This window comes from Kribbella steppae, assembly GCF_004342025.1.
Classification (GTDB): domain Bacteria; phylum Actinomycetota; class Actinomycetes; order Propionibacteriales; family Kribbellaceae; genus Kribbella; species Kribbella steppae.
The window spans coordinates 313,439-330,263 of the sequence record NZ_SLWN01000009.1; the positions used below are offsets into that span (position 1 = coordinate 313,439).

Sequence of the window (16,825 nt, forward strand, 5' to 3'; positions counted from 1 at the left end):
CCTACACGTGGCGGTTGCCACGCGCCTTCCCTGAAAGTATCCCGTTTCACACCGGCTTGTCAGTTACCTCGCTGTCCTTCTCGGCCAACTCCCAGGTAACTCCCGGCTAGCTCCGGTCGTGATGCGCGATCGCGGCGCGCATGCTGGAGCGGGCACGCCTCCGATCGCCGGCCGCATCATAGGCAGTCGACAACCGGAACCAGACCCGCCAATCGTCGGGCGCGGCCTCGGCCTCCGCCCTGTACTTCTCGAAGGCCTCATCCGCCGCGGCGCGCTCGATCCGGCCCGACGGCCGACGCGGCAGATCGTCCACCGGCAGGCCACCGGCCGCCTCCAGTTCGCGCGCCAACGCCTCGGTACGACGACCGAACTGCAACTCACGCCACACCAGGTACGCCCCGAGCACAGGGATCACCAGTACGGCGATGCCGAGGATGACGGCGACCGGATCGCCGGTGCCGATCAGCAGCACCCCGCGCCAGCCGAGCAGTACGGCGTACGCGACGAAGACGACCGCGAGCACGATCGCCGCCCGCTTCGCGGTCACGGGGCCTCCCGGCCTGGACTGAGGAGCGCAGGGAGCGAAGCGACTGGAGCGACGAGGGAAGGCCGGGAGCCAAGGCCCCGTGACCACGCCGGCGCCGAAGGCCCAGCCAAAAGCACAGTCATCTCAGTCGAGGTCCATGAAGTGCTCGAGGCCGACGGTCAGGCCGGGCGTGTCGACGATCTTCCGGACGCCGAGCAGGACGCCGGCCATGAAGGAGACCCGGGCCATCGAGTCGTGCCGGATCGTCAGCGTCTCGCCGGTGTCGCCGAACAGCACCTCCTGGTGCGCGATCAGCCCGCGCAGCCGGACACCGTGCACCCGGATCCCGTCGACGTCCGCACCGCGCGCGCCGTCCAGTGAGGTGGTGGTGGCGTCCGGGATCGGCCCGGCGTCGGCCTCCCGGCGGGCGGCCGCGATCAGTTCCGCGGTACGGCGCGCCGTACCCGACGGAGCGTCGACCTTGTCCGGGTGGTGCAACTCGATGATCTCGACCGACTCGTAGTACCGCGCGGCCTGGGCGGCGAACTGCATCATCAGGACGGCCCCGATGGAGAAGTTGGGGGCGATCAGGACACCGGTCCCCGGGCTCTTCCCGAGCAGATCCCGCAGCGTGGCGAGGCGGGAGTCGTCGAAGCCGGTGGTGCCGACGACCGCGTGGATGCCGTGCTCGATGCACCAGGCCAGGTTGTCCATCACCACCTCGGGACGGGTGAAGTCGACCACCACCTGGGCACCGGCCTTGGCCAGTTCCTCGAGCTCGTCGCCCTGGTCGAGCCGGGCGACCAGTTCGCAGTCCTCGGCTTCCTCGATCGCGAGGCACGTCTGAGCGCCCATCTTGCCCTTGGCCCCCAGCACACCGACCTTGATCATCCGCACCCTTTCGACAGACGTTCGACCGCCCCAAGGATCTCATCAGGCCCGCACAGCCCGAGTCAGGGTGTCTTGATCGCCCGTTCGTTGCGCGGCACGAAGACCTGCAGGTTCATCGTCTTCTGCGGCGGCGCCAGCAGTTCGTAGTCGGCGGTGAAGTCCAGCGCGCAGGCGCCCAGCGCGGCGATCTCGACGTCGGAGATGCGGCGGTTCAGCAGGATGATCGGCGGCCGGCCCGGGCTCCACGGCTGGCCGTGCCGGCAGACCTCTTCGATCCCGGCGGCCGTCCGGTTGCGTTCCTTCGGTGCGACCCAGGCCTCACCGACCGGCTTGCCTTGCAGCATCAGGACGAGTCCGGCCATCTTGTCGAAGGCGAGGATCGGCCGTGCGGTCGGCTGGAGGTACGGCCGCAGCTCGGCCTCGAGGGCGGCGTAGTTCCGCGCCGCCGAGGGCTGGACGTAGACGCCCTTCAGCGGGGGCAGCGTGGCAGGCTCGGTCAGTTCCGCATGCCCGACCGAGCGATACGGGTGCAGGAACATCCCGCTGTAGGAGACGGACGCCACCGCCACCAGCGACGCGACCGTGACCACACCGACCGTCACCCGCGCCACCACCGGAACGGCCCAGATCCCGGTCAGCACCGCGATCATCACCGCGGCCCAGGCGGCGAACGCGTTGAAGCCGATCGTGTACAGCGGGTTGTTCGTCCCGAACGCCTGCACCAACGGCAACACCACGAGCAGCCCGAGAACGACCCAGCCGCGGGCCTTCTCCCGGCTCAGCGCCGACCGCGGCGTCAGCCCGTACCGACCCGCGAGCACCGCAGCGAGAGCTGTCACCAGTGCCACCAGTACGGCGGCCAGCAGCGTCACCGTGTAGTCCGAGGTGTGCGCCGATCCACCGATCGCGGCATCGTCGACGACAACCCGCCGTACCGAAAGCACGAACCCTGCAACCGCGAGAACCGCGGCCACGATCCGCAGCCACGGCCAGCGGCCGATCACGGCGACGGCGGCCGCGATCAGCAGTAGCGCATGCTGGCGCAGGGTCGTGCCCAGCAGTTCCAGGCCGGTCGACCAGTAGACGTGCAGCAACGCGCTCGGCGAGTACGACGTCTCCGCGATGAACCTGTTCACGGTGATGATCCCCGGCACCGCGACGTTCAGCCGGACCACGAACAGCTGCACCACGAGTGCCGTGACGCCCATCCCGGCCAGGGCGAACCCGATGCCCCGCGCAACAGCCTGCAGGCCTTGACCGGACAGCACGATCAGGGCCGCGATCACGATCAGCCCGATCACCACGACCGACGTCCACTTCGCCAGCACCATCATGCCGATCACCAGGCCGACGACGATCAGCACCCAGAAGGGCACCGGCGTCCCGCGATCCACCGCGGTCGCCATCCACAGCACGCACGCGACCAGCGTCAGCGCCCCGAGCAGGATGACGTCGTTGTACCCGGGCGACATCGGCAGCCAGCTGTAACACATCCCACCGGCCGCCAGGATCGTCGCGATCCCGGCCAGCTCCCACAGCTTGGTCGGAGGCGCACCCGGCCGCCGTCCCCGCAGCCAGCGCATGAAGCTGTACCCGAACAACAGGTGTACGACGACCACGGTCAGCAACCGGAAGAACCGCAGCCGGACGACGTCGTACCCGAGCCACTCGAAGATCGGCCCGTAGAGGTACTGCACCCCGGTCAGCGCCAGCGGGTTCTGGTCCCACCACCGGTACGACAGCAGGTAGTAGCCCTCGTCGGTGATGTCGAAGCCCTCGTTCGCGGCCCGGCCCGCGGTCAGGATCCACCACGCGGCGAGCCCACCCGCAACCGCGATCACGCCAAGAAGTAGCACCGTCTGCCTACGCAGCGTGCTCCTTCCGGCCAGCGACTTCACGGCCGACACCTTAGGGCATCACTTCACAGTTACGTTGGTCAGCCGAGCTGCTTCAGGTAGCAGCGCGCCAGCGGATCGTCGACGTACTTCCCGTACGGCGCCGTCAGCTCGTACCCGACCGATTCGTACAGCGCGACCGCCTCCGGCTGACGGGTGCCGGTGGCCAGCCGGAGCGACGTCGCGCCCCGGTGACGGGCCACCGCCTCCACCGAGGTCACCAGCTGCCGGGCGATACCGCGACCGCGGTGGTCCTCGTGGACGAACATGCGCTTGATCTCGCCCACCCCGGCCACGACCGGCATCAGGCCGATACAGCCGACGCCGTCACCGTCGTCGACCGCGACCAGGTAGCTGGTCGCCGGATCAACCGCGTGGGTGGACGAGCTGTCCGGGTAGCGGGTAACCAGTTCCTTCAGCGCCAGGTCCAGCAGCAGGACCAGGCCGAGGTCGTCGGAGGGGCGGGGTTCGATCAGCATCAAGCAGTGGCCGCCGGGGTGTAGGAGGACTGGGCGTCTTCGGCGAAGTGGCAGGACACAGTCTGCCCGGTCGGTATCAACCGAAGCTGTGGTTCCTCCGTGCTGCACCGGGACTCCGCGCGCAGGCACCGGGTATGGAAGCGGCAGCCGGACGGCGGCATCACCGGCGACGGCGGGTCGCCGGCCAGCACGATCCGCTTGCGCCCCTGCCGAGCCAGACCGGGCTCGGCCGACAGCAGTGCCTGCGTGTAGGGATGCGCCGGTACGTCGTACACCTGCTGGTGCTCGCCCAACTCGGCGACCCGGCCGAGGTACATCACCGCGACCCGGTCCGAGACGTGGCGGACGACGGACAGGTCGTGGGCGACGAAGATGATGCTCAGGCCGAGCTCACGCTGCAGCCGCATCAGCAGGTTCACCACCTGCGCCTGAACCGAGAGGTCGAGGGCGGACACGGGCTCGTCGCACAGCAGCACGTCCGGGTTGAGCGCGATCGCCCGCGCGATCCCGATCCGCTGCCGCTGCCCGCCGGAGAACTGGTGCGGGAACTTCGTCTCGTCCTCGGCCCGCAACCCGACCAACTCGAGCAGCTCACGCACCCGGGTGCGGATGTCCAGACCCTTCGAGACGTCCGGATGGACCTCGAGCGGCTCGGCCACGATCTCGCCGACCCGCATCCGCGGATTCAGGCTCGAGTACGGGTCCTGGAACACCACCTGGACGTTCCGCCGCCACCGGCGGAGCTCGCGGCTGCCCAGTTTGCTCACGTCGACCCCGCCGTACGAGATCTCGCCCGCGGTCGGCTTCTCCAGGGCGGCGAGCAGCCGGACCAGTGTCGACTTCCCGCAGCCGGACTCGCCGACGATGCCGAGCGACTCGCCCTTGCGCAGGGTCAGATCGACCCCGTCGACGGCACGGACCAGGGTCTTGGTGCCGAAACTCAGCGCCGGGCTGATGTCGTAGTACTTCACCAGACCCGTTGCCACCAGCAACTCGTCGGCCATCACACTGCCTCCTTCGCGGCGATCGACGTACGACGGAGGCAGGCGGCATCACGACCTGGTCCGACGGTGAGCAGCGGCGGTGTCTCCGATGCGCAGTCGTCGATCGCGATCGGGCACCGGGGCCGGAACGCACAGCCGGACGGGATCGCCCGCAACGACGGCGGCGTACCGGGGATCGTCGGCAGCTCCTGACCCTTAAGGTCCGCCGACGGCATCGAGCCGAGCAGACCTTCGGTGTACGGATGCACCGGGTACTCCAGTGCGTCCGCGGTCGAGGCCCGCTCGACGACATGGCCGGCGTACATGACGACCACGTTGTCCGCGACGTCCGACACCACACCGAGGTCGTGGGTGATCAGGACGACGCCCATGTCCCGCTCGGCCTGCAGTTCCGCGATCAACTCGAGGATCTGCGCCTGCACGGTGACGTCGAGCGCGGTCGTCGGCTCGTCCGCGATCAGTACGTCGGGATCGAGCGCGAGCGCCATCGCCAGCATCACCCGCTGCCGCATGCCGCCGGAGAACTCGTGCGGATAGTCGCCCACCCGCTTCGCCGCGGCCGGGATCCGCACCTGGTCGAGCATCTCCGCGGCCTGCTTCAGCGCGTCCTTCTTCGCCATCCCGCGGTGCACCCGGTAGCACTCGGCGATCTGGGTGCCGACCGACTGGACCGGGTTCAGCGCCGACAGCGAGTCCTGGAACACCATGGTGATCCGGTCCCCGACGATCTTGCGCCGTTCCTTCACGGTCATCCCGATCAGGTCCACGCCGCGGTACTCCGCCGTACCGGAGACGATCCGGCCCGGCGGCATCTCCAGGATCCCGGTCAGCGCCTGGGTCGACACACTCTTCCCCGACCCCGACTCCCCCAGGATCGCCAGCGTCTCCCCAGCCCGGACCTGCCACGACACACCGTCGACGGCCCGCACCGGCCCCCGCGGCGTGTCGAACTCAACGGTGAGATCGTCAACCTTCAGCAGTACTTCGCCTGGTCCGGTCATCGGGCCTCCCGGTCTGGACTGAGGAGTGGAGGGAGCGAAGCGACTGGAGTGACGAGGGAAGACCGGGAGGCAAGGCCCGATGACCCACCGAGCCGGAGGCGAGGAATGTGCACAGTCATCGCAGTAGTTTCGGGTCGAGGGCGTCGCGGATCGAGTCGCCGATGATCATGAACGAGATCGTCATCGTCGAGATGAACAGCGCCGGCCAGATGAACAGATGTGGAGTGTCCCGGTACGACGCCGCGACGCCGAACTGTGAGCCCCAGGAGATCGACGGCGGTTGCAACCCGACGCCGAGGAAGGTCAGCGCCGCCTCCAGACCGACCATGCCGCCGATGCCGAGTGTGGTCATCGCCAGCAACGGCGCCATCGCGTTCGGGAACACGTGTCTGCGCAGGATCCGCACCGGTGGCACCCCGATCGACCGGGCCGCCAGCACGTACTCGCGGTTGCGCACCGAGAACACCGTGGCCCGCATCAACCGCATCCCGCCCGGCCAGCCGATCAGCAGGATGACGCCGACAATGATCCAGATGCTGCGGTTCGGCACCGAGTTCAGGATCACGATCAGGACGACGATGCCCGGCACGCTGAACAGGACGTCGGCGGTCCGCGAGATCAGCGCGTCGACGAACCCCGGGAAGTAGCCGGCCAGCAGACCGAGCGATCCAGCCAGCACGAACACCCCGAAGCTGGCACAGATACTCACCAGCACCGACGGGCGGGCGCCGTACACCACGTTCGCGAAGTAGTCGCAGCCCTGGATGTCGTAGCCGAACAGGTGCCCGGGACTGCGGCCCTGCCGGCTCTTGGTCAGCTCGCAGAAGCGCGGATCGACGGAGGTGAACAGGGTCGGCACCGCCGCCATGGCGAAGAACAGTAGCAACAACAGGCAGCAGACGTTGAACTGCGGTTTGCGGAGCAGAGCCCGCAGCAGTTCCCGGTTCGACAGGGTTCTGCCGTCGCCGAGCTCCTGCGCCTCTGCACCGACGACCGCTTGGATCTCAGACATTGCGCACCCTCGGATCCAGGACGCCGTAGAGGAGATCGACCAGCAGGTTGATCAGGATGAACGAGATGAAGGCCAGGGTCGACAGCAACACCACCACACCGCCCTCCTTCAGCTTGATCGCCTGGAACATGAACTGGCCCAGGCCGGGCAGATTGAAGATGCTCTCGGTGATGATCGCCCCGCCGAACATGCCGGCCAGGTCGATCCCGATGAAGGTGACGATCGGGAGCAGCGCGTTCGGCAGGATGTGCCGCCACAGCACCCGCTGCTCCCCCAGACCCTTGGCCCGTGCCGTCTTCACGAAGTCGGCGGTCACCGTCTCCACGATCGACGTCCGCATCAGCCGGGCCAGCCCGGCGAACCCGAGGACGCCAATCACCATCGCGGGCAGCAGGTAGGACCTGGGGAACCCTTCGAGCACCCCGGAGACCGGGAACCACTTCAGCTCGACGCCGAACACGTACTGCGCGGCGAAGTACGCCACCAGCCCCGGCACCGCCAGCAGGACCAACGTTGCCAGCAGCAACGACTTGTCGATCAGCCCGTTGCGCTTGAACCCGGCGTAGATCCCGAAGAACAGCCCGAGCGTCCACTGGAACGCGTTCGCCAGCAGCGTCAGCTTGAGCGTCACCGGGATCCGCAACGCCAACTGGTCGCGGATGTCGGCACCGGCGAACGTGGTCCCGAAGTTCCCGGTCAGGATGTCCTTCATGCTCAGCAGGTACTGGACGATGAAGGGATCGTCGAGGTGGAACTGGGCCCGTTTGGCCGCCAGGACGGCGGCCGGGATGGGCTTGTCACCGGCCAGTTCCCGCAGGGGGTCCCCGGGCATCGCGAAGACGAGCGCGAAGACCCCCAGCGTGACGATCAGGCCGATCGGGATCGCCGTCAGGAACCGGCGGGCGACGAACCGGATCACTTGAACGTCGCGTAGAGCGCCGACACCCCGGTGTACTTGGACACGCGCGGCTCGATCTTGGCCGAGTGCAGGTAGGCGTTCGACTTGGTGTACAGCGGGATCAGCGGCATGTCCTCGAGCGCGATGTCCTCGGCCTGCTGGTAGAGCGCGATCGCCTTCTCCGGGTCCGGCTCGGCGTCGCCCTTGGCCAGTACGGCGTCCAGCGCCGGGCTGTTGTAGCCGGCGAAGTTCGCGTCACCGGACGACTTGAACATCGGGGTCAGGTAGTCCTCGATCGACGGGTAGTCGTGACCCCAGCCACCGAACCGCAGACCGTCCAGCTTGCGGGTGTCGGCCAGCTCGGTGATCTCAGAGCCCTGCTTGCCGGTGTACTTCACCTCGAGGCCGAGATTCTGCCGGATCATGTTGCCGATCGCCTCGGCGAAGATCTGGCCGGTCGCCGACGTGGTGTTGTAGTTGATGTTCACCGGCCCGGAGAAGCCGCCGGCCTCCTGCAGCAACTGCTTGGCCTTGGTCGCGTCGAAGTCGCAGTACTTACAGGCGTTGTCGCGGTAGCCGGCCATGTCCGGCGCGATCAGGCCCTTGGCCGGCTCGGACAGGCCGACCAGGTCGGCGAACGCCTTCCGGTCGATCGCCATCGAGAACGCGTGCCGCAGCTTCGGGTTCTTGAACCGCGCGTCCCAGGCGGGGATGACCAGGTAGTTCGCGCCCGAGCTCACACTCTTCACCCACTGGTCCGGAGCGTCGGTCTCGAAGCTCTTCACCTTGGTGGACGGTACGTCGACGAAGTCCACGTTGCCGGCCAGGAACTCGTTGTACGCCGTGTCCGCGTTCGGGATGAACCGGTAGGTGATGGCATCGGCCTCGGGAGCGTTCGGGCCCTTGTAGCCGTCCCACTTGGCCAGCTTGATGTCGTCACCGGCATTCCAGGTGGCGTCCAGCTTGTAGGGGCCGTTGCCGATCGGCTTGCGCTTGTAGGCGTCCGGGTCCTTCCGCACCTCCTCCGGCAGCGGGGCCAGGCCGAGGTACTGCAGGGTCAGGCCGAACTGGGAGAACGGCACCTTGAGCTTGACCGAGAAGGTCAGGTCGTCGATCTGCTTCAGGCCGCTCAGCGTCTTCACCGTGGTCGGCTTCGGGGTGGCGCCGTCCGGGGTCGGCGGGTTCAGCGCGTCGTACCCCTCGACCTTGGAGAAGAAGCCGTTGTTCTTCCACGCGTTCGAGCCCTGCGCGGTCATGTTCCAGCTGTCCACGTAGTCCTTGGCGGTCAGCGGCTGGCCGTTCTGGAACGTGTTCCCGGCCTTGAGCTTGATCGTCCAGGTCTGGCTGGCCTTGTCCGGCGTGACCGAGTCGGCCAGCACGTTGACGGTCTTGCCGGTGTTCGGGTCGGTCGTCACCAGCGGGGCGAACATCGCCATCGCGACCTGGATCCCCGGACTGCCGTTCTCGTTCAGCGGGTTGATGTACTCCAGCGGATCGGCGGCGATCGCGATGGTCTCGCTCTTGCTGCCGGAGTCGCCGGAACTGTTGCTGCTCTTGCTATCACCACAGGACGACAGCACCAGCGCGAGGCCGACTGTCACCCCCACAACCCCTGTCAGACGTCGCACGGTCGAACCAACTTCCTCGGCGGGAGGGCCGCTAGGCGGGCGGATCAAGCGTCATGTTCGCTGGTCGAAACTGCGCATGTCAACGTTGTCAGGCGCAAAGCGGCGGCGCGTAACGTAGGCGTTACTTTCCCAAGACCTCAGACGACCACCGAAGACCACGGCACAAGTGCCCGACCTTAATCCGATAACCTCCCCGAGTCATCAGACGTCAGCGCAAATCTTGGTCAGATTCGTTTGTGTGCACAAATGCTCAATCAGCCGTGACACCCAGTGCGTCCACCAGTGCACTGAGTGTTCCCGGCCACGCATGCTGCGCCGGAGCGCTGTACCCGAGCACCAGAGCGCGGTAGTCCGCGCTGGTCAGTCCTGATCCGCTGAGCCCGTCGCGAACAGCTGTGCGAACCGGCCCTCCGGCTGGGACATCAGCTCCCGGTACGTCCCCTGCTGGACCACCGAGCCGGCGTCGATGACATAGATGCGGTCCATGTCCAGCAGGGTCCAGGCGCGGTGGGAGACGACGATCGTGATGCGGGTGTGCTTGGTCCGCCGAAGCTCGGCGAAGATCTCCCGTTCGGCCTCGGCGTCGATCGCCGACGTCGGCTCGTCCAGGATCCAGACCCCGGCGTTCCGCAGGTAGATCCGGGCCAGCGCCAGCCGTTGCCACTGCCCGCCGGACACCCCGGTGCCGCCCCACTGCTGACCCAACTGGGTGTCGAGTGACATCCGCTCGGTGAAGGCATCGGCTTCCGCGGCCTCGAGGGCGGTCCGAATCCGCTCTTCAGGTACGTCGACCTGCGGGGAGCCGAGCGCGACGACATCCCGCAGGGTGAACTCGAACCGGCCGAACTCCTGCACCAGCAGGCCGAAATGCCCGAGCCGCTCGTTCTCGGTCAGGTCGGAAGCATCCCCGTCGTCGATCAGCACCCGCCCACAGTCCGGCGTGAGGCTGCCCACCAACAGGTTGATCGCCGTCGACTTGCCCGCTCCGTTGACGCCGACCAACGCGACCATCTCGCCGCGTTCCGCCTTGATGGACACCTCCCGGACCGCGGGTTCGCCGGCGTAGCTGAACGTGACGTTGTCGAGGGCAACGGATTCGACCGCCGGTACGACGGCCTGGGGCTCCGTGACCGGCACACTGCGGACGAAGCGCCGGTAGATCTTCGCCTGCGGTGCGGCCGTGACGATCGTCCCGAACGCGTACCCGCACAGGCGAATCGCGTTCAGCCCGGAGATCGTGCCGGCCACCGCGGCCGCCGCCGCTCCCCCGGACGCGCCGCCACTCACCATCGCGATCAGCGCGCCGCCGAACAGCAGTGCGGTCGCCAGCGCCGCGCCGAGTTCCAGCGTCATCGCCGTACCGATCATCCTGTCCAGAACCGTGGTGGCCTCAGCCCGGCTGCGGGCGACCAGACCCGCCACCCTGGCGCCGGACCCGAGGACGGCCAGCTCTGTCCCGGACCGTTGCTGGATGAGCTGTTCGGTGGCGTACCCGGCACGGCGATCATGGTTGGCGACCTTCGGCCAGCCCTTCGACTCGACCCGGGCGATCGCCGTGAACGCGAGCACCGTCGGCACCAGCGCGGCCAGCACAAGCACTCCGGACACCGGGTTGATCGTCGAGACCGCCACGCACAACACGACAGAGGTGGCGGCCGCACCGAGGACCTGGACCGGCTTGCCGGCCACATCGCTCAGCGGGTTCGTCGCAACTTGGCTCGCTTCCAGATCCGTCGTCACCTCGGGCCGGGCCAGCTGATTCGGACTCAGGCGTGCGGCCGCCTGCGCGAGCTCAGTGCGGTAGTGGAGCCGCAACCGCAGCATCATCCGCTGACCGGCGGCGACGGCCACCTGCCCCAGCGGATACATCAACCCGACCACGACGGTCAGCCCGAGCAGCGGTCTCCAGGGGGAGAGGCCGGCAGACAGCCCATCGATCAGGTTCTCCAGCAGGACGACCTGAGCCCCGGGCAAGGCGGCTTGGACCAGGACGAGAGTGGAGCAGAGCAGCAGCCAGCCCGGGGTGATGTGGGCGGCGTCGGTCAGGGATTCGCGGGCGGTGCGGAACGCATCGCGGAGCGGAGCGAGCACGGTGATCTTCCTTCGCAGACGGCAGGCCTAACCGCGCTGGGGTCGATCCAGCGCGGTGCGGCACGTCGGCCGTCAAATGCTTGCGATCCCGTTCAGAGTGGAATCCAGCGGCAGATCACGTGGTGACGCGACACAACTCCCAGCAGGTTACCGCCTCAGTGGGGCGGGATGTTCTGGTTCAGGTGGAACAGGTTGCCCGGGTCGTACTTCCGCTTCAGGTCCTGGAGCCGGTCGTACGTCGCGGCGCCGTACGCCGATCGGATCCGCTCCGTGCCCTCGTCGGTGAGGAAGTTGACGTACGCGCCGGTCTGGTGCGGCTCGATCGCCCGCCACGACTCCCGCACCCACTCCCGCTGCCCGTCGAAGCCGTCCGGGCCCAGCGCCACGCCGGCGAAGTTGAAGGTGTGCCCGCTCGATCGGTCGCCGAACGCCGTACTGTCCGCAGGCACCTCGGAGATCGCACCGCCGAGATGGAAGATCGGGTACGCGGTGTACGGCGAGTCGATCGCCAGACCGCGTGCCGCGGCGATGTCGACCACGTCGTCGGTCAGCTCGGCGACGTCGCAGGCCCGCATGTAGTACCAGCGGCCGTGCGGGAAGCTGGGGTCGAACATCGCCTGGTGGTCCACGAACGGCTTCGCCGTACACATGTCGAGCAGCGGCGGGGCGAAGGCTTTGAGCGGCGCCACCGCCTGCTCCCCCGCTTCGACCGAACCGGCGTAGCAGGCGACCACCACGACCACCGGCCGGCCGTGCAGCTCGGCCGGGATCGTCGGCAGGGCCGGAATCCACCGGTGGATCACCGCGGTGGTCAGTTCGTCCGGAATGTCGGTGATCCAGTCCCGGTAGAAGCGCAGCAACTCCGGCGACAGCTCCATCGGCCACATCACCGGGCCGGCGTAGACGATCGGCCCGACCGCGTGCAGCTGGAACTCGAACTCGGTCACGATGCCGAAGTTCCCGCCACCACCCCGGATCCCCCAGAACAGATCGGCGTTGACGTCCTCACTCGCGGTCACCAGTTCGCCTTCGGCGGTGACCAGATCGACCGACAGCAGGTTGTCGATACTCAGCCCGTACTTGCGCATCAGCCAGCCGATGCCGCCGCCTAGCGTCAGCCCGGCCACGCCGGTGTGGGTGACGATGCCGGACGGCGTGGCGAGGCCGAAGGCCTGGGTCTCGCGGTCGAGTTCCCCGAGCAGCACTCCCGCCTGTGCTCGGGCAGTACGCCGTACCGGATCAACCCGGATGCCCTTGAGCAGCCGGAGGTCCAGCAGGATGCCGCCGTCGCAGGTCGAGTGCCCGGGGAAACTGTGCCCGCCGCCGCGTACCGCCACCGGCCCACCGGTACTGCGGGCGTAAGCAAGCGCGGACCGGATATCGGCCACACCGGTGCAGCGGGCGATCAGTCCGGGCCGACGGTCGATCGACCCGTTCCAGACGGCGCGGAGATCGTCGTACGACGGCTCCCCCGGATGGATCAGCTCCCCGCGGAAGTCTTCCCCCAGTGCCTGCACGTCCGGAGTCATCGTGCTCATGAGCAGCTCCCGAGTCCCCTCCCCCAGGCCCCCTGTCACCGGCCAGTCTGCTCCTGCGGCCAAGGGGCTGTCGAGGGTGCTCCGAGCTCTCAGAGGTCTCAGAGGTCGAAAGCGGTGCCGTCCTCGTCGAACGGGCCCATCACGGTCAAGGCCGGGGTGCCGGCGTACAACTCGGCGGCGAGGCGGGTGACGTCGTCGAGGGTGACGGCGTCGATCCGGTGCAGGATCTGGTCGACGGTCGGCAGCTCGCCGTACACGAGCTCGGCCTTGGCGATCCGGGTCATCTTGGCGCCGGTGTCCTCCAGGCCCATCACCACCGAGCCGCGCATCTGGCCCTTGCCGCGGAGCAGTTCGTCCGGCGTGATGTTGCCGCCGGCAATCGACTCCAGCTCGGACCGGACCACGTCGAGGACCTCGCCGGCCTTCTTCGGCAGGCAGCCCGCGTACACGCCGACCATGCCGGAGTCGACGTACGCCGACCCGAAGGAGAAGACCGAGTAGGCCAGACCGCGCTTCTCCCGGACCTCCTGGAACAACCGCGACGACATGCCGCCGCCGACGATCCCGTGCAGGACGCCGGCGACGTACCGCCGCTCGTCGTTCCGCACCAGCCCGGGCATCCCGAGCACCAGGTGCGCCTGCTCGACGTCACGGTGGTGCACCTGCACCCCGCCGTACGTCGGAACGCGTCGAGCTGATCCACGGCGTACCGCGGCGGGCTCGGCCTCGCCGGTCACCCAGTGCCGCTCGAACGCCTTGCGGACCAGGCGGACCACGTCGGTGTGGTCGACGTTGCCGGCGACCGACACGACGATGTTGGCCGGCTTGTAGCGGCGGCGGTACCAGCCGACCACCTGCTGGCGGGACAGTCCGGCCACGGATTCCGGCGTACCGGTGATGGAGCGGCCGAGCGGGGACCTGCCCCAGAGCTGCTCGGCGAAGAGGTCGTGGATGTGGTCCGACGTCTCGTCGGCGTGCATCGCGATCTCCTCGTCGATGACATCGCGCTCACTCTCCACATCCGCGCCGGTCAGCGTGGCGGAGGTGATCATGTCGCAGATGACGTCGACCGCGAGCGGCAGATCGGAGTCGAGCACCCGCGCGTAGTAGCACGTGTACTCCTTGCCGGTGAACGCGTTCATCTCGCCGCCGACCGCGTCGATCGCGGCGGAGATCTCCAGCGCGTCCCGGCGCTCGGTGCCCTTGAACAGCAGGTGCTCGAGGAAGTGCGTCGCGCCGGCCAGCGGTTCCGGCTCGTCCCGGGAGCCGACGCCGACCCAGACGCCGAAGGTGACCGAGCGGAAACCCGGTACGGACTGGGACAGCACACGGAGCCCGGAGGGCAGGACGGTCCGTTTCACCGGACCGCCCGCCTCCGAGCTCAGCAGTGTGCTGGTGATGGCTCGAGTCACTCGGCCGGCTCAGCCTCAGCCTTCTTCTCGTCCTCCTCGACCACCGGGATCAGCGACAGCTTGCCCCGGTCGTCGATCTCGGCGATCTCGACCTGCAGCTTCTGGCCGACCGAGAGCACGTCCTCGACCGCCTCGACCCGCTTGCCGCCGGCCAGGCCGCGCAGCTTCGAGATGTGCAACAGGCCGTCCTTGCCCGGCAGCAGGCTGATGAACGCACCGAAGTTGGTCGTCTTCACGACCGTGCCCAGGTAGCGCTCGCCCTTCTCCGGCATGGTCGGGTTCGCGATCGCGTTGATCGCGGCCCGGGCCGCCTCGGCCGACGGACCGTCGGTCGCGCCGATGTAGACGGTGCCGTCGTCCTCGATCGAGATGTCGGCGCCGGTGTCCTCGGTGATCTGGTTGATCATCTTGCCCTTCGGGCCGATGACCTCGCCGATCTTGTCGACCGGGACCTTCACCGAGATGACCCGCGGCGCGAACTCGCTCATCTCACCCGGCGCGTCGATGGCCTTGGCCATCACGTCCAGGATGGTCAGCCGGGCGTCCTTGGCCTGGGTCAGCGCACCGGCCAGCACGCTGGCCGGGATGCCGTCCAGCTTGGTGTCCAGCTGCAGGGCGGTGACGAAGTCCTTCGTCCCGGCGACCTTGAAGTCCATGTCGCCGAACGCGTCCTCCGCGCCCAGGATGTCGGTCAGCGCGACGTACTCGGTCTCGCCGTCGACCTCACCCGAGATCAGACCCATCGCGATACCGGCGACCGGGGCCTTCAGCGGCACGCCGGCGGACAGCAGCGACAGCGTCGAGGCGCAGACCGAACCCATCGAGGTGGAGCCGTTCGAGCCGAGCGCCTCGGACACCTGACGCAGCGCGTACGGGAAGTCCTCGCGCGACGGCAGCACCGGCACCAGGGCCCGCTCGGCCAGCGCGCCGTGACCGATCTCGCGGCGCTTCGGCGAACCCACCCGGCCGGTCTCACCGGTCGAGTACGGCGGGAAGTTGTAGTTGTGCATGTAGCGCTTGCGCGTCTCCGGGGAGAGCGTGTCGAGCTGCTGCTCCATCCGGAGCATGTTCAGCGTGGTGACACCCATGATCTGGGTCTCGCCGCGCTCGAACAGCGCCGAGCCGTGCACTCGCGGCAGCACCCGCACCTGGGCCTTGAGCGGCCGGATGTCGGCCAGCCCACGGCCGTCGATGCGGACCTTGTCCTTGAGCACGCGCTGGCGGACCAGCTTCTTGGTCAGCGACCGGAACGCCGCGGACAGCTCCTTCTCGCGGCCCTCGAAGTCGGCGGCCAGCTTGTCCACCACGGCGGCCTTGACCGCGTCGGTGGCGCTCTCACGCTCGTGCTTGCCGGCGATGGTCAGCGCCTGGCTGAGCTCCTCGGTGGCCGCGGCCTCGACGGCGGCGAACGCGTCCTCCTGGTAGTCCGGGAAGACCGGGAACTCGCCGGTCGGCTTGGACGCCTTGGCGGCCAGCTCCGACTGCGCGTCGACCAGGGTCTTGATGAAGCCCTTGGCGGCCTCGAGGCCCTCGGCAACGATCTCCTCGGTCGGCGCCTGCTTGCCGGCGGCGACGGCGTCGAAGGTGCCCGGGGTGGACTCGGCCTCGACCATCATGATCGCGACCTCACCGGTGTCGGTGACGCGACCGGCGACGACCATGTCGAAGACGGCGTCCTCGAGCTCGGTGTGGGTCGGGAAGGCCACCCACTGCTGGTCGATCAGGCCGACGCGGACAGCGCCGATCGGGCCCGAGAACGGCAGCCCGGCGATCTGGGTGGACATCGACGCGGCGTTGATCGCCAGCACGTCGTACAGCTTGTCCGGGTTCAGCGCCAGGACGGTGATGACGACCTGGATCTCGTTGCGCAGGCCGGACACGAACGACGGCCGCAGCGGGCGGTCGATCAGCCGGCAGGTCAGGATGGCCTCCTCGGACGGGCGGCCCTCCCGGCGGAAGAACGAGCCCGGGATGCGGCCCGCGGCGTACATCCGCTCCTCGACGTCGACCGTCAACGGGAAGAAGTCGAACTGGTCCTTGGGCTTCTTGCTGGCCGTGGTGGCCGAGAGCACCATCGTGTCGCCGTCGAGGTACGCGGCGGCCGAACCGGCGGCCTGCTGGGCCAGACGGCCCGTCTCGAAGCGGATGGTGCGGGTGCCGAAGCTGCCATTGTCGATGACGGCTTCAGCGAATTCGGCGCCCTCCATGGGCGTACCGGTGGATCCCGACACGGGATTCCCCTTTCTCACTGAGACACAAGTTGCGTCTCTCGGTGAGACGACTGCGAGGCGCGAGCTCCTGGGGTTGCCGGTCTTCGATCGAGGCCCGCGGGGTGTGTACTCCCGAAGGCCACTACCGAGGACCGGTCTCCTCCCGCCACGCGTTTCGCGTCGTCTCGTGGTCGTTGCGTTATTCAGTTGTTCCGAGGCTAGCCCTCGTACGGCGTGCGC

The 16,825-nt window shown here is 68.2% G+C and carries 13 protein-coding genes; all 13 read right to left on the reverse strand.

Going from position 1 to position 16,825, the window contains the following annotated elements:
• Window positions 1-106: 106 nt before the first annotated feature.
• The gene (locus EV652_RS27135) at window positions 107-547 is read right to left on the reverse strand and encodes a hypothetical protein (RefSeq protein WP_132212052.1); all 441 of its coding nucleotides are present in this window, start codon (window positions 545-547) and stop codon (window positions 107-109) included.
• 123 nt (window positions 548-670) lie between these two features.
• Complete coding sequence (gene dapB, locus EV652_RS27140) at window positions 671-1,417, reverse strand: 4-hydroxy-tetrahydrodipicolinate reductase (RefSeq protein ID WP_132212053.1); 747 nt, start codon at window positions 1,415-1,417, stop codon at window positions 671-673.
• 62 nt (window positions 1,418-1,479) lie between these two features.
• On the reverse strand, window positions 1,480-3,315 hold the full coding sequence (locus EV652_RS27145) for a hypothetical protein (protein WP_132212054.1): 1,836 nt from the start codon (window positions 3,313-3,315) through the stop codon (window positions 1,480-1,482).
• A 38-nt stretch (window positions 3,316-3,353) separates the two neighbouring features.
• On the reverse strand, window positions 3,354-3,791 hold the full coding sequence (locus tag EV652_RS27150) for a GNAT family N-acetyltransferase (protein WP_132212055.1): 438 nt from the start codon (window positions 3,789-3,791) through the stop codon (window positions 3,354-3,356).
• Entirely contained in the window at window positions 3,791-4,795 is a 1,005-nt protein-coding gene (locus EV652_RS27155; protein WP_132212056.1) for an ABC transporter ATP-binding protein, read from the reverse strand. The genes EV652_RS27150 and EV652_RS27155 overlap by 1 nt, the downstream gene beginning before the upstream one ends.
• Window positions 4,795-5,796, reverse strand: coding sequence for an ABC transporter ATP-binding protein (locus EV652_RS27160; protein WP_132212057.1), 1,002 nt, complete (start codon window positions 5,794-5,796; stop codon window positions 4,795-4,797). The genes EV652_RS27155 and EV652_RS27160 overlap by 1 nt, the downstream gene beginning before the upstream one ends.
• A gap of 115 nt (window positions 5,797-5,911) precedes the next feature.
• Window positions 5,912-6,808: an ABC transporter permease gene (locus EV652_RS27165; protein WP_132212058.1), complete on the reverse strand. Its 897-nt coding sequence runs from the start codon at window positions 6,806-6,808 to the stop codon at window positions 5,912-5,914.
• Window positions 6,801-7,727, reverse strand: a complete 927-nt coding sequence (locus EV652_RS27170; RefSeq protein WP_132212059.1) for an ABC transporter permease — start codon at window positions 7,725-7,727, stop codon at window positions 6,801-6,803. Before EV652_RS27170 ends, EV652_RS27165 begins: the two co-directional genes overlap by 8 nt.
• Window positions 7,724-9,307, reverse strand: coding sequence for a peptide ABC transporter substrate-binding protein (locus EV652_RS27175; protein ID WP_242002036.1), 1,584 nt, complete (start codon window positions 9,305-9,307; stop codon window positions 7,724-7,726). The genes EV652_RS27170 and EV652_RS27175 overlap by 4 nt, the downstream gene beginning before the upstream one ends.
• A gap of 387 nt (window positions 9,308-9,694) precedes the next feature.
• Window positions 9,695-11,425: an ATP-binding cassette domain-containing protein gene (locus EV652_RS27180; protein WP_242002037.1), complete on the reverse strand. Its 1,731-nt coding sequence runs from the start codon at window positions 11,423-11,425 to the stop codon at window positions 9,695-9,697.
• 155 nt (window positions 11,426-11,580) lie between these two features.
• Window positions 11,581-12,963 carry an FAD-binding oxidoreductase gene (locus EV652_RS27185; protein ID WP_132212062.1) on the reverse strand — a complete coding sequence of 461 codons (1,383 nt, stop codon included), beginning with the start codon at window positions 12,961-12,963 and terminating at the stop codon, window positions 11,581-11,583.
• A 98-nt stretch (window positions 12,964-13,061) separates the two neighbouring features.
• Window positions 13,062-14,324, reverse strand: coding sequence for a M16 family metallopeptidase (locus EV652_RS27190; protein ID WP_242002038.1), 1,263 nt, complete (start codon window positions 14,322-14,324; stop codon window positions 13,062-13,064).
• A gap of 47 nt (window positions 14,325-14,371) precedes the next feature.
• Window positions 14,372-16,582 carry a polyribonucleotide nucleotidyltransferase gene (locus EV652_RS27195; protein WP_132212145.1) on the reverse strand — a complete coding sequence of 737 codons (2,211 nt, stop codon included), beginning with the start codon at window positions 16,580-16,582 and terminating at the stop codon, window positions 14,372-14,374.
• Window positions 16,583-16,825: the final 243 nt, after the last annotated feature.

Bases quoted from the DNA above. Each gene is read 5' to 3' on its own strand.
- dapB (WP_132212053.1), bottom strand. From the start codon at position 1,417: ATGATCAAGGTCGGTGTGCTGGGGGCCAAGGGCAAGATGGGCGCTCAG.
- EV652_RS27150 (WP_132212055.1), bottom strand. From the start codon at position 3,791: ATGCTGATCGAACCCCGCCCCTCCGACGACCTCGGCCTGGTCCTGCTG.
- EV652_RS27155 (WP_132212056.1), bottom strand. From the start codon at position 4,795: ATGGCCGACGAGTTGCTGGTGGCAACGGGTCTGGTGAAGTACTACGAC.
- EV652_RS27160 (WP_132212057.1), bottom strand. From the start codon at position 5,796: ATGACCGGACCAGGCGAAGTACTGCTGAAGGTTGACGATCTCACCGTT.
- EV652_RS27165 (WP_132212058.1), bottom strand. From the start codon at position 6,808: ATGTCTGAGATCCAAGCGGTCGTCGGTGCAGAGGCGCAGGAGCTCGGC.
- EV652_RS27185 (WP_132212062.1), bottom strand. From the start codon at position 12,963: ATGAGCACGATGACTCCGGACGTGCAGGCACTGGGGGAAGACTTCCGC.
- EV652_RS27195 (WP_132212145.1), bottom strand. From the start codon at position 16,582: ATGGAGGGCGCCGAATTCGCTGAAGCCGTCATCGACAATGGCAGCTTC.